Source organism: Haladaptatus sp. DYSN1, assembly GCF_029489995.1.
In the GTDB taxonomy this organism is placed as follows: Archaea; Halobacteriota; Halobacteria; order Halobacteriales; family Halococcaceae; genus QDMS2.
Window position 1 is genome coordinate 1,382,225 of sequence record NZ_CP120470.1, and the last position, 12,488, is coordinate 1,394,712.

Annotated in this window: 13 protein-coding genes; 8 read left to right on the forward strand and 5 right to left on the reverse strand. The window is 63.6% G+C overall.

What is annotated here, in order from left to right:
• Positions 1-407: 407 nt before the first annotated feature.
• The gene (locus P0648_RS07480) at positions 408-1,553 is read right to left on the reverse strand and encodes a S8 family peptidase (RefSeq protein ID WP_277505791.1); all 1,146 of its coding nucleotides are present in this window, start codon (positions 1,551-1,553) and stop codon (positions 408-410) included.
• 192 nt (positions 1,554-1,745) lie between these two features.
• Here P0648_RS07480 and P0648_RS07485 point away from each other — a divergent pair, with 192 nt between their 5' ends.
• The 6 genes from P0648_RS07485 (at position 1,746) to P0648_RS07510 (ending at position 6,103) form a co-directional block, all read left to right on the forward strand.
• Positions 1,746-2,498, forward strand: coding sequence for a DUF2797 domain-containing protein (locus P0648_RS07485; RefSeq protein ID WP_277505792.1), 753 nt, complete (start codon positions 1,746-1,748; stop codon positions 2,496-2,498).
• A gap of 47 nt (positions 2,499-2,545) precedes the next feature.
• A complete protein-coding gene (locus P0648_RS07490; RefSeq protein ID WP_276247888.1) occupies positions 2,546-2,938 on the forward strand; it encodes a hypothetical protein in 393 nt (130 codons plus the stop codon).
• Between the two features lie 76 nt (positions 2,939-3,014).
• Positions 3,015-4,157, forward strand: coding sequence for an acyl-CoA dehydrogenase (locus P0648_RS07495; protein ID WP_277505793.1), 1,143 nt, complete (start codon positions 3,015-3,017; stop codon positions 4,155-4,157).
• A 45-nt stretch (positions 4,158-4,202) separates the two neighbouring features.
• On the forward strand, positions 4,203-4,478 hold the full coding sequence (locus P0648_RS07500) for a hypothetical protein (RefSeq protein WP_277505794.1): 276 nt from the start codon (positions 4,203-4,205) through the stop codon (positions 4,476-4,478).
• Between the two features lie 75 nt (positions 4,479-4,553).
• Complete coding sequence (locus tag P0648_RS07505; protein WP_277505795.1) at positions 4,554-5,720, forward strand: thiolase domain-containing protein; 1,167 nt, start codon at positions 4,554-4,556, stop codon at positions 5,718-5,720.
• Positions 5,717-6,103: a Zn-ribbon domain-containing OB-fold protein gene (locus P0648_RS07510; RefSeq protein ID WP_277505796.1), complete on the forward strand. Its 387-nt coding sequence runs from the start codon at positions 5,717-5,719 to the stop codon at positions 6,101-6,103. The genes P0648_RS07505 and P0648_RS07510 overlap by 4 nt, the downstream gene beginning before the upstream one ends.
• Here P0648_RS07510 and P0648_RS07515 read toward each other — a convergent pair.
• From P0648_RS07515 to P0648_RS07530, 4 genes are all read right to left on the reverse strand, one after another.
• Positions 6,100-7,011 carry an alpha/beta fold hydrolase gene (locus P0648_RS07515; RefSeq protein WP_277505797.1) on the reverse strand — a complete coding sequence of 304 codons (912 nt, stop codon included), beginning with the start codon at positions 7,009-7,011 and terminating at the stop codon, positions 6,100-6,102. The two genes, P0648_RS07510 and P0648_RS07515, sit on opposite strands and share 4 nt — an antisense overlap.
• Before the next feature lie 25 nt (positions 7,012-7,036).
• Positions 7,037-8,011 carry a methylmalonyl Co-A mutase-associated GTPase MeaB gene (gene meaB / locus P0648_RS07520; protein ID WP_277505798.1) on the reverse strand — a complete coding sequence of 325 codons (975 nt, stop codon included), beginning with the start codon at positions 8,009-8,011 and terminating at the stop codon, positions 7,037-7,039.
• Position 8,012: 1 nt separating this feature from the next.
• Complete coding sequence (locus P0648_RS07525; RefSeq protein ID WP_276247881.1) at positions 8,013-8,432, reverse strand: cobalamin B12-binding domain-containing protein; 420 nt, start codon at positions 8,430-8,432, stop codon at positions 8,013-8,015.
• Positions 8,433-8,513: 81 nt separating this feature from the next.
• Positions 8,514-10,661, reverse strand: a complete 2,148-nt coding sequence (locus P0648_RS07530; protein WP_277505800.1) for a CocE/NonD family hydrolase — start codon at positions 10,659-10,661, stop codon at positions 8,514-8,516.
• Between the two features lie 115 nt (positions 10,662-10,776).
• Here P0648_RS07530 and P0648_RS07535 point away from each other — a divergent pair, with 115 nt between their 5' ends.
• Together P0648_RS07535 and P0648_RS07540 are read left to right on the forward strand one after the other, a co-directional pair.
• Entirely contained in the window at positions 10,777-11,406 is a 630-nt protein-coding gene (locus P0648_RS07535) for a DUF420 domain-containing protein (RefSeq protein WP_276247879.1), read from the forward strand.
• A gap of 80 nt (positions 11,407-11,486) precedes the next feature.
• Entirely contained in the window at positions 11,487-12,464 is a 978-nt protein-coding gene (locus tag P0648_RS07540; protein WP_276247878.1) for a S1C family serine protease, read from the forward strand.
• Positions 12,465-12,488: the final 24 nt, after the last annotated feature.

A 12,488-nucleotide genomic window follows, 5' to 3' on the forward strand; every position in this document is an offset into this window, starting at 1 on the left:
CCGTTGAACTATCTAATCGATAGTTTATAGGATTGCAGGCGAGAATACCACGCCCTTGAGGACGTGGATGAATCGCCGTCTTTGGTTACTTTCACTGTACAGCATAGTCTTAGGTGCTCTCCGTGCGTATCACTCGGTGTCGATTCGATGGTTTCCCATCGGGTTCTGACAGTCCGAAACCTGGCAGTTGACTGGGTGTTTGCCTCATCAAAACGTAAGCCCGCGGACGGCGGACCGACACAAAACAACTAGGTACCTCCGAGTCCCGTCCGTTGCCCGGACGAGATAGGAGTAACGGCTACGTGGCATAGCCAGCACCTCGTCGGGGTGCGAACCATAAACATCCCAACGAACCGCCCGTTGGTGGGTGTGGGAGGCCTGCGTCTTCAGGCGCGGGAGGATGTCACTTATAGGTCGTCGCCGGAATTGTGGCCGAGCGCGGCGGCCACGTCGAGCAGGCCCGCGCCACTCTCGTTTGCGGAGAGACCGATGTCTTCTGCCGTCGAGAGAAGCGTGTTGCGTGCCTGACTCGCCGACTGACCCTGCGCCATCAATTGCCCCGCTGCGCCCGAGACGTGTGGACAGGCCATCGACGTGCCCGAGAGGGTGGCGTAGCTGCCGCCCGTGTAGGTGGAGTAGATGTTCGACCCCGGAGCCGCGATGTCGATTTCCGGTCCCTGCGAGGAGAAACTCGACAGGCCGTCGTTCTGGTTGGTCGAACTGACGGCAACCACTTCGGGATAGGCGGCGGGGTAGCCAACACAGTCGGTACACGGGCCGTCGTTGCCGGCCGCGGCGACGAGCAGGACGCCCTTGCCGGTGGTGTACTCGACGGCCTCTTTGAGCGTCTCGGACGCGCCGCCGCCGAGACTCAGCGACCCGACGTCGAAGCCCTGGTCGCCGACCCATTCGATGCCCTTGGCCACGTCGGAAGTCATCCCGGTGCCTGCGGCGGTGAGGACTTTGACGGCATGAAGGGTCGCGTTCGTCGAGACGCCGACGACCCCGGTGTCGTTGTCGATGGCGTCTGCGATACCCGCACAGTGAGTGCCGTGACCGTTGTCGTCCTGCCAGTTACTCGTCGCGATAGGACCCGTGAAGGCACGGCCGTTACCGAGGTTGTCAGCCAGGTCAGCGTGGAACTGGTCGATACCGGTGTCGATAATGGCGATATCGGCTCCCGCGCCCGTGTCGCCCGCAGCGTGTGCGACCTCGGCGTCCGTGCGGTCTACGCCCCACGGGAGGTCCTGTGCGATGGCCTCCATCGTCCCGTCGACTTCGACGTAGCGGATGCCTCGGACGCCACTGAGCGTGTCGATTGCGGCGGTCGGGAGCGAAATCGTGACTGCGCCCCACGCGAACTCCCAGTGAAGGGTGTCCGCGAGGTCGAGGGCGGCCTGCTTCGCGCTCGAATTGTCGAAACCGACGTTCACGCGCGTGGTCTGGCCGCTGAGGTCACCGGCTGCGACGCCCGTGAGTCCGGCGGCGGCCGTCGTGGTTCCGAGAAGTTTGAGTGCGTTACGACGTGTGAGAGTGTCTGGCAAATCAGCCATACCTGCGAGACAGACGGTCTGCAATTAAAATTTTCGCAATTTTGTTCTGAAAATATTAACCTACTAACTAATTCAATGATAGTTCATGTACGTTTCTGGCCGGGAGTGTCTCGACGTGGGTAATCGACTCGTGAGTTCATCGCGACCGACGGTAACGGACGGCTTTTACCGGCTGCGGGCGTAGCCCCCAGTGTGCAAATCGTCGGGTACCGGACGGGCCAGGAGAACGAGGCCGCCCTCCTCGTCGCCGAGGACGGCGCAGTTCGCCGCGAGCCACTGGTTCCGGGCCGTCGACTCGACTATTCGCTCGGTCGAAGACACTGTGCGGGCGTCGTCCACGACGACGACCACGTCGCCTGTGACGAACCGCGCGCTCCCTACTGCGACCTGCATTCTGACCTGTGGCCGTGTGCCATCTGCACCGGAAACTGCGACAAACCGCTCGACACCTGCGAGGAGGAACACGCCATCTACCTCGCCGCGTTCGCCCCCGACATCTTCAAAGTCGGCGTGACCCGCAGTTGGCGACTCCGTCAACGCCTCACCGAGCAGGGTGCAGACCGCGGCGCGCACATCGCCACCGTCAAAGACGGCCGCATCGCTCGCCAGCGCGAAGCTGAAATCGCGAACCGGCTGGTTGACCGGGTGCGCGTCCCGACGAAGATTCCGGGCCTCCACCGCACGGTTGACGAGGCGGCGTGGAACGCCCTTCTCACTGACTTTGACGTCATCGAAGAGTTCGACTTTGACTACGGATTTTCTCTCGACGCACCGCCTATCGCCGAAACGCTCGCGACGGGAACCGTCGTCGGCAGCCAGGGGCGCGTTCTACTCTTGGGCCACGCCGGGTCGACCTATGCTGTCGACCTTCGCGGCCTCGTCGGATACGAACTCACCGCGGAAGCGTCGACGAAACCCGTCCAGTCGAGCCTGCTCGCGTTTTGAGTCCACGTCCCCCAACGTTTTTCCCCGGTCACTCCCAACCCCGGCTTATGACGAAAGACGACAAGCAGGAGAAGCAAGCAGAGTCAGAGTCACAGGAAAAGTCCTTCCGCGAGCGCGTCGAGGAGATTCGCGAAAAACGCGCCAAAGAGCGAGAGGAAGGCGAAGGCGACCGAAGCCGCGAAGAGCGCCTCGAAGAAGCCTTCGGCGGTGGCGGTATGGGCGGCGGCATGGGTGGCGGCGGCAACCCATTCGCCCAGATGATGGGCGGCATGATGGGCGGTGGCGGCCCCGGCGGTGCCATGGGTGGTCGACCAGAGCGCGAACAGAGCAACAGTCGCGCAAACGAAGAACTCGTCCGCGAAGTGCGCAAGGTCCGCGACGAGATGGTCGACATCCGCCGTGAACTCGGCCGCATCGCAGACGCCTTAGAAGACAGGTAAGGCTATCCCGCCGCCACGGTGGCAATTCGTGGCGAGGATACGAAAACTAAAGGAACGACCATCCTAATTCCTCCGTATGGACTTCAGCCTCTCCGCTGAGCAACAGCAAATAAAGGACATGGTCTCCGAGTTCGTCGACGAGGAGATCAAACCGATTGCAGCGGACATCGACCACGACGACGAATTCCCGGCAGACCTCGTCTCCGAGATGAGCAAACTCGGCCTCATGGGGATGCCCTTCCCCGAGGAGTACGGCGGTGCAGGCCTCGATTATCATTCCTACGCGATTGGGCTCTCGGAGATTGCACGCGGCAGTGGCGGCGTCGGCACCATCGTCGCGGCACACATTTCGCTCGCGGGCAACATGCTCTACGAGTTCGGCAACGAGGAGCAAAAACAGGAGTATCTCACGCCACTCGCCGAAGGCAAAGACATCGGCGCGTTCGCTCTCTCTGAGGCACAGGCGGGCAGCGACGTGCCCGCGATGGGCACGACAGCCGAAAAAGACGGCGACGAGTACGTCATCAACGGCGGCAAACTCTGGATTTCGAACGGGTCGGTCGCCGACACCGTGACCCTGTTCGCTAAAACCGACCCAGAGGCGGGCAACAAGGGCATCTCTTCGTTCATCGTCCGCCCCGAGGAAGACGACGGCTTCTACGTCGAAGGCACGGAGGATAAACTCGGCGACAAGGGCTGTCCGACCGCCGAACTCCGCTTTGACGACCTGCGCATCCCCGAAGACCGCCTGCTCGGCGAGGAAGGCGAGGGCTTCGTCCACGCGCTCAAGACCCTGAACGGTGGGCGCATCACCATCGCCGCCCGGTCGATTGGCATTGCACAGGCCGCACTCGACGAGGCTGTCACATACAGCCAGGAGCGCGAGCAGTTCGGCGGCCCCATCTCACAGTTCCAGGCCATCCAGCACAAACTCGCCGACATGGATACGAAAATATCGGCCGCCCGCATGCTCATGCACCTCGCGGCGGACAAGAAGATTCGCGGCGAGAACTTCATCAAGGAGGCCGCACAGGCAAAACTCTACGCCAGTGAAATCTCCCGCGAAGTCGCGAACGAGGGCATTCAGATTCACGGCGGCTACGGCTACACCAAGGACTTCCCGGCAGAGCGCTTCTACCGCGACGCGAAGCTGAACGAAATCTACGAGGGCACCTCTGAGGTGCTGCGCAACACCATCGCCGCACAGTTGCTGAAGTAGGCGAGAACCGATAGGTACGACTGCCTTCATTCACTACTGCTCTCAATGAGCGAGACGGAACTCACGGAAAACGACATTACGGCCCGGTATTTCGAAACCGACCACGAGCGCGTCCTGACCTTCGACAACGGCGGAAAAACGGCAGCCATCGCCCAGAACATCGAGGGGTACGCCATGCTCAAGGTGCGCCCGAGTGCCGACGGCGACGAACTCGAACGCTACTACGGCTTCGACATGGCCTTAGACCACGCCGCAGAACTCCTGGCCGTCTCGCCCCACGACCTTCCCATTCCGGAGGCCGCAGACGACATGGGGATGTAGAACCGCGCTGACACCACTTTTCAAATATCGGAGCGTCCGGCAGGGCTTTATCTCGCACACGACTTATGTCAACGTATGACTACCGTACGCGTCGCGGGGGTCGGACTCACACCCTTTGGCGTGCAGCCAGAACGGACCGCCCGTGACCTCTTCGCCGAGGCGGGACTCGCGGCCATCGTCGACTCAGGCGTGGACCGAGACGACATCGAAGCCCTCCTCTACGGCAACTTCATGGGCGAGTTAGCAGAACATCAGGGCCATCAGGGCCCGCTCATGGCCGAAGCCGTGGGCCTCGACGTACCCGCGACACGCTTCGAGGCGGCGTGTGCCTCATCCGGGGTCGCCCTCAGGCAGGCCGTGAAGAACATCCGCAACGGCGAGGCGGACGTCCTGCTCGTCGGAGGCGCAGAGCGCATGAACAACCTCGGAACCGCAGGTGCGACCGAGGCGCTCGCAATCGCCGCAGACGACCTCTACGAAGTCCGCGCGGGAATGACCTTCCCCGGGGCCTACGCTCTCATGGCCCGCGCGTATTTCGACGAGTTCGGCGGCACGCGGAAGGACCTCGCGGCTATCGCGGTGAAGAACCACGACAACGCGCTGCCCAACGAGTACGCCCAGTTCAGAAAGACCATCACGGTCGAGCAGGCGCTCTCGGCGCCGATGATCGCCTCTCCACTTGGCCTGTTCGACGCCTGCCCCATCACCGACGGGGCGAGCGCGGCGGTGCTCGTGAGTGAGGACTACGCAAAGCGCCACGACATCGAAGCGACCGTCGCCGTCACCGGGACGGGCCAGGGTGGCGACAAGATGGCCCTTCAGGACCGCGGGGACCTCGCCACCTCGCCCGCAGCGGACAAGGCCGCAAAACAGGCCTACGAGGACGCCGGTATCGGCCCGAAAGACGTTGACGTCGCCGAGGTTCACGACTGCTTTACCATCGCCGAAGTGCTCGCCATCGAGTCGCTCGGCTTCTTCGAGCGCGGGGAAGGCATCACGGCCGCCCGAGACGGGAAGACCACCCGTTCCGGGTCGCTGCCGGTCAACCTCTCTGGCGGTCTGAAAGCGAAGGGCCACCCCGTCGGCGCGACGGGCACGGCCCAACTCGTCGAGATGACCAAACTCCTGCGCGGCGACCACGCCCGCAGCGACGCGATCCCGGGGGCCTCCGTCGGCGTCTGTCACAACGCGGGTGGTACCGTCGGCAGCGCCGTCGTCCACGTGCTGGAGGTGGTCGCATGACCGAAAACGTCCGCGACGCCGGGTACGACGACCTGCTCGACGCCATCGAGGCGGGCGAGGGGTTCTACCTGCGCTGTGCGAACGGCCACGGGTCGCTCCCGCCGCGGCGAGCGTGCCCCCACTGCGGAAATCAGACGTTAGAACAGGAACCGCTCCCCGAATCCGGGGAAATCGAAACGTACACCGTGGTCCACGTCGCAACCCCGGAGTTCGCAGAAGATACGCCCTACGTGACCGCCGTCGTGAACTTTGGCCCGGTGCGTCTCACCGGGCAGGTGCGCGGTATCGACCCCGAGGACGTGTCTACGGGCCTCGTCGTCGGTGTGGGCGTCGAACAGACGGCGACGATGGGCGAACGTCTGCTCATCTTCCGCCCGCGTTAAGCGAACACTTTCTCGAACACTTTTTCGGAGCGCTCGACGTGCGGCAACAGTTTCGCCCGCTTGAACACGAAGAGCTTCGCATCGGCTTCCTTTGCGAGTTCGCGACCCTCGGAGACTGGCGAGATGTCCGCGTCGTTACCCCAGACGATGGTCACGGGTACGTCGAGTGCGGCGAGCGTTTCGCCGAGGTCGATGTCGCTGTCGAGTGCCCCAGAGACGAAGGCGGCGGGGGCGAAGCGGGCACCCGGCTGGTGGGCCGTTTGCCACTCGTAGTCCGTGCGCTCGTCGGTGATTTCGGCCTCGTCGTAGTAGCTGTGGTCCGCGCTGAAGTGGCGAATTGACCGCTTCGAGGCGACGAGGTTGAACAGCGTCTGGCCGAGAATCGGCAGGCGAATCAGCGTCTGTACCCACGGGCGCTGGCCCATCGTCGTGGTCGTTGGGCAGATGAGGACGAGTTCCGCGCAGTCTGCATCCTCGGCTGCGGCGGCCGCGTAGGCGCTCGTAAGCGAGGAGGCGACCCACGTTGCGTCCTCGGTGATGGCGGCGGCGAACTCGCTGACGAAGTTCGTGTAGAACTCGGCGTCGTAGGTCACTGGATGGCGCTCTGAACTGCCAAAGCCGGGCAGGTCTGGCGCGATGACGTGGTAGTCCTCGGCGAGCGCGTCGAACAGTTCCGCCCACTCCTGGCTGGAGGCGGCGGCGTTGATGCCGTGCAAGAGGAGGATGTCCGGGTCGTCCGGGTCGCCCGCTTCGGTGTACGCCACGTCGAAGCCGCGCCAGTGGAAGGTGTGCTGGGTTCCAGAAAGCGCGGGTTCGAGGTCCTCGGCCTGGCGGGCGAGATACGTGTTTGCGATAACGGGCGATGCGAGTGCGAGGGCTGAGGCTCCGGCGAGGAGGCGTCGCTTCATAGAAAATCAAACGGGGGCGAACGCTTTAGGACTGACGGCGCTCGCTCACGCAGTCTTCGAGCGGTTCCATGATTCGGTCGGCGATAGTGTAGGGGTCTGCCTCGCGGGCGACGACTTCGTCCACCAGTGCCTCGATGCCGCCCTGGTCTTCGACTTCCTCGGTGATGAGCGAGCCAATATCGGCCCGCAAGAGCGCCCGAATCTCCTCTGCGTAGCGGGTCCGGGCTTTCTCTTCGAGGCGGCCCGAGTCTTCGAGATACGCGTAGTGCTCGGAGAGCGCGTCGAGGAACTCCGCGATGCCATCGCCCGACTTGGCGATGGTTTCGACGACCAGTGGTTCCCAGTCGTCGTCCGAATCGCGCATGTGAATCATCTCCTTTAGCTCCTGAACCGTGCGGTCTGCGCCATCCAGGTCGGCTTTGTTCACGACGAACACGTCGCCGATTTCGAGGATGCCGGCTTTCAGCATCTGGATGTCGTCGCCGCTCGCGGGCGGCACGAGGACGGCGACGGTGTCCGCGGTGCGAACGATGTCGATTTCGTTCTGTCCCGCACCGACCGTCTCGATGATGATTTTATCCTTGCCGAAGGCGTCGAGCGCTTTGACCGCGTCTGCGGTGGCCGTAGAGAGACCGCCGAGGCTGCCGCGGGCGCTCATCGACCGGAAGAACACGTCCATGTCGCCGACCGTCGAAGCCATGCGGATGCGGTCGCCGAGGACCGCTCCGCCCGTGTATGGTGAGGAGGGGTCGACGGCGATAACCCCGACGGTGAACCCCTGGTCGCGGTAGGCCTTCGCCATCTGGTCTACGAGCGTCGATTTCCCCGCGCCGGGACTGCCCGTGACGCCGACGACTTCCGCGTCGCCGGTGTGGGCGTGTAATTGTGAGACCAGCTCGCGGTAGCCCGGCGAGCGGTTCTCGATTTTCGTGATGGTCCGCGCGAGCGCCCGGTGTTTGCCAGCCAGCAGGTCGTCTACGAGACTCGCTGTCGCACTCATATCAGTCGCGAGCGGGGACGTTCTCGCGGACGAATTTGATGGTGTCTTCCATCGCAGAGCCCGGCCCGAAGACGGCGTCGACGCCCGCTTCCCGCAGTGCCTTCTTGTCCTTGTCCGGGATGATTCCGCCGACGAGAATGAGCGTGTCGTCGAAGGCGTCGTACTCCTTCAGGCCGTCGATGATTTTCGGGACGAGGGTGTTGTGTGCGCCAGAGAGGATGGAGATGCCCAGGACGTCTGCGTCCTCCTGGACCGTCGCCTGCACGACTTCGTCGGGGGCCTTGTGTAGCCCCGAGTAGATGACCTCGAATCCGGCGTCGCGGAAGGCGCGAGCAATGACGTGTGCGCCGCGGTCGTGGCCGTCGAGACCCACTTTCGCTACGAGACACCGAATCGGTCGCTGTGCTTGCTCTGTACTCATGGTCAGTCATTCTTTATCAGGCAATTTTACTCTACCGGAACCGACATCCACGGGCGAGATAGCGAAAACAGCGTGCCCGGATTAGGTCTCGCTTACGCCGAGAACGGTGTTGGTGTCCGTCGTCTCAGAGAGCGTCACCCACGTCGCGCCGTCGTCGGGACTGAACTCGACTGGCCCGAAGGTGTACTCGCCGGTCGCGGCGAGGTCGTCGGGGGCCTCTGCGAAGTACGAGACGTTCGCTCCCTGCGTGCGTTCTGCGAACGTGACGTAGCCGTCGCTCACGGTGCCGTCGCCGCCGACCACCGACCAGCCCTCGGGGACGGGTTCCCGGAGCATGACCGGAGCGTCGGCGACGGCGAGGTCGAGCGTGACCTGATTCGTCTGGCCGCCGTAGAACACGCTCCCGTCGTCAGACCGGGTTACGTCTACGTCGGGCAGAACCGTCGCGTTCTCGCCTGCGGTCGCCGTCCCGTCGATGATGGGTAGGCGAAGTGCCGTCCCGCCCGTCCCGTCGGGTGCGCGAAGGACGACTTCGTGGGTACCGCTGCCGTCCGGGTCCTCGCGGATGAAGTCGGTGTTGTCGGCGGCGATGGCGAGGCCGAGGTGGTTGCCGGCGGCGATTTCGTGGTCGATGTCGATGGCTTCGACGGGCACGCGATACGGCTGGTCAGTCGGGACGTCCGAATGTTCGCGGAGACTGTGGCGATTTTTCGCGTTGCGTGCGCCGCGGGCGACCAGTTCTGTCGAACCGTCCACCGTCCGCTCGTAGACGAGGATGGCGAAGTGCGCCGAATCGTCGGTGGTGTTCGCGAGCAGGTCGAGGACGGGCGTTCCGGAAAACCGGAGCGAGTCTGCGAGCGGGTCGGTCTCGAACAGGAGATGTGTCTCTCCGGCCCCGTCTTCCGAAAGCATCGTGGCCTCGTCGACGCCTTCGAGGGTGTCCTCGTAGGTAGGGATGCTCGCGCCGCGAAGCGCCAGTTCGCCCGGGTCGGGGTCGGACCGGACGAGCGGGAACGCGACTTCGGGCGTGTCTTCGGGTGGGAACGACGGCGCGTCGTACTGGTACCGCCTTCCGGTATTAATCTGCGTGTCCACCTGTGGCAGGTCCATGACGCCGGTATCGAGGCCTTTGAGCCAGTAATCGAACCACGCGTGGCGCACGTCGAGGGCGTCTGGCAGTTGGTTCACGTCGTGCCCCCACTGGCCCATGACGAGTTTCTTCGGCGCGTCGTCGGGCAGAGCGTTGTACATCCGCGTCGAGTCCCAGTGTTTGACGTTGTCGTCGAGCCATCCGCCTTCGACGTAGGCTGAACACTGAATCTGGTCTGCCTTGGCCTTGTAGTCGCGGCGGTCCCAGAATTCGTCATACAGCACGTCGAACTCGGAGGATTCGACGGTGTGTTCGAGGCGGTCACCGGGCTGGGCGTGTTCGAGAATGGTCTCGACGATTTCGGGGTCTGCGTCGAGCGGCGGGGCCACGGAGAACCCGAAGTCGAACAGGTGTGGCGTCCCGAACGTGTCGAAGCGAACGCCTTCGATGTAGGCGTAGTCGTACCAGCGGTCGATGGCTACCTGCGGGACGATGGTGGCGAGGCCCCGTGGTTGCTCGATGGCTGCGGCCCACTGCGTCGTGCCATCGTAGGACCCGCCTATCATGCCGACCTTGCCGTTGGTCCACGGCTGGGCTGCGAACCATTCGACGAGTTGCGCGGCCGTTTTGCGCTCGCGGATGCCCCCGTAGTCGTACTTCCCGCCCGAGTTTCGCGTCCCGACGAGGTCGAACATCGCCCGGGCATAGCCCCGGGGCACGAAGTACTGTGAGGTGGCGTCATCGGCCGTCGATTTGCTCTCACCGGAGTCTTCGGTCGGCGCGAGGGTGTCCGGAGCCTCGCGGTTCGGACTCCGAAGATCGTTGTACGGCGAGTAGGTGAGGATGACTGGCACGTCTTCGACGAGGTCGCCCGTCTCCGGGTCGCGCGGGCGGATGATTTCACCGTACAGTTTCGGGTCTTCTGCTTGCCCGTCGATTTCGAATTCTGTCTGGACGTACTCGTGATACGCCGGGGCGGCCTCGTAGTCGGGTTCTGACGTCCCCGTCGTCGTCTCGATGCCGTCCTGAACCTCGGCCGCGAAGGCCGTTTCGCTGGTGGTCGAAAGCAGGCCAGCGCCCGCGAGTGCTCCCGCCGCCCGGAGGACGCTTCGTCGATTGAGATTGTGTCGCTCTCGCATTGAATCAACCCAGACGGAGTATCCTCAAAAGTGGGCTAGTGGAATCGTCCAAAGGTCCCCGTGCGGTGGCGCAAAACGCAAAGACACATAGCCGACCGGTGGCTACTCCCGACCAATGGCTACTGCCAGTGGTACCTCCTGGGCGAAGGAGAATCCGCGCACGCTCACCATCCTGCTGTCGGTGGTCGGCTACGCCCTCGTCATCGGCGTGTTCGCCGGCGTCATCGACATCTTCCCGCAGATTAGCAACGAGACGGTCATCCTGCTGTCTGACCTGATTGCCGTCATCAACTCGGCGGCGCTGCTCGCGCTGCTCGCCGGCTGGCGGTTCATCAAGCGCGGCGAGATTCGCAAACATCGGGCAGCGATGCTCACCGCATTCGGGCTCATCTTGCTGTTCCTCGTCGTCTACCTGCTCAAGGTCGGCGGCGGCTTCGAGAAGGCGTTCGTCGGGCCCGAGTTGGTGAAAATCCCTTACCTCATCATGCTCGCCGTCCACATCCTCCTTTCGGTGGTGTCCGTGCCGGTGGTCATCTTCGCCGTCGTCCTCGGACTGACGCACACACCGGAAGAACTGAAGCGGACGAATCACGCGAAAGTCGGCCGCATCGCCGTCGCCGCGTGGACGCTCAGTCTCGGCCTCGGCATCGTCACCTACCTCCTGCTCAACCACATCTACGCGTGGGAACCACTCCATCGCGGGGCACTGTTCCTGCTCCCAACGCTCGGCCTGCGTCGGCCGTGACAGTTCTGCACACGCCTTATCTTCTCAGCGACCCTAACCACAGGTAAAGGCAGCCAGCGCGGACGCTAGCTGTCTGACCTATGACGCAAAATCACACCTACGAAACCCTGTACAGCGAGACGATTCCCTCCGTCGTGTCGCTGTACGTTCTCCACGGCGGGCGCTACAACGGCTCCGGGTCCGGGTTCGTCTACGACGCGAGAGACGGCCGCGGCTACATCGTCACGAATCAGCACGTCGTGACCACGGCACCCGAGGTGGACATTCGCTTCAGCGAGGGTGACTGGCGCGTCGGCACCGTCGTCGGCACGGACGCCTACACCGACCTCGCCGTGGTCGAAGTCACAGACCTCCCCGACTACGCGAACCCCCTGCCAATCGCGTCGACCAATCCTCGGCCGGGCCAGTACGTCGCCGCACTCGGCAACCCGATGGGCTTAGAGGGCTCCATCAGCGCGGGCGTCGTGAGCGGGTCGAATCGCTCGATGATAACTCAGGACGGCTTCTCTATTCCCGACACCGTCCAGACCGACGCTCCCATCAACCCCGGCAACAGTGGCGGCCCACTCGTCACGCTCGCCGGCGAAGTCGTCGGCGTAAACCGGGCGCGCGGCGGGGACAACATCGGCTTCGCCATCTCCGCAGAAATCATAAACCGAGTCGTTCCGGAACTCATCGAACACGGCGAGTTCAACCACTCGTATCTGAAGGTTCGCACCATCGACGTCTCGCCGACCATCGCGGAGGCAAACGACCTCGACCACCCAGAGGGCGTACTCGTCGCGGACGTAAGCCTCGGCCCGGCGAGCGGCGCACTCGTCGGATGTCACGGCACGAAGGAGGTTCGCGGTCAGGAGGTTCCCGTCGGCGGCGACATCATCGTTGGCGTAAACGGCCACCCGATTCGCGCCCACGAGGAACTCATGCGATACTTAATTCTGGAGACTCGCCCGGAGGAACCGCTCACGGTCGAAATCATCCGTGACGGCGAACGCCTCACCGAGACGCTCACGCTCGGCACGCGGCCGAAACCCGCCCGCAGAATATCGGTCGCCTGAGCTTGACCTCCTCCCACGACTTCA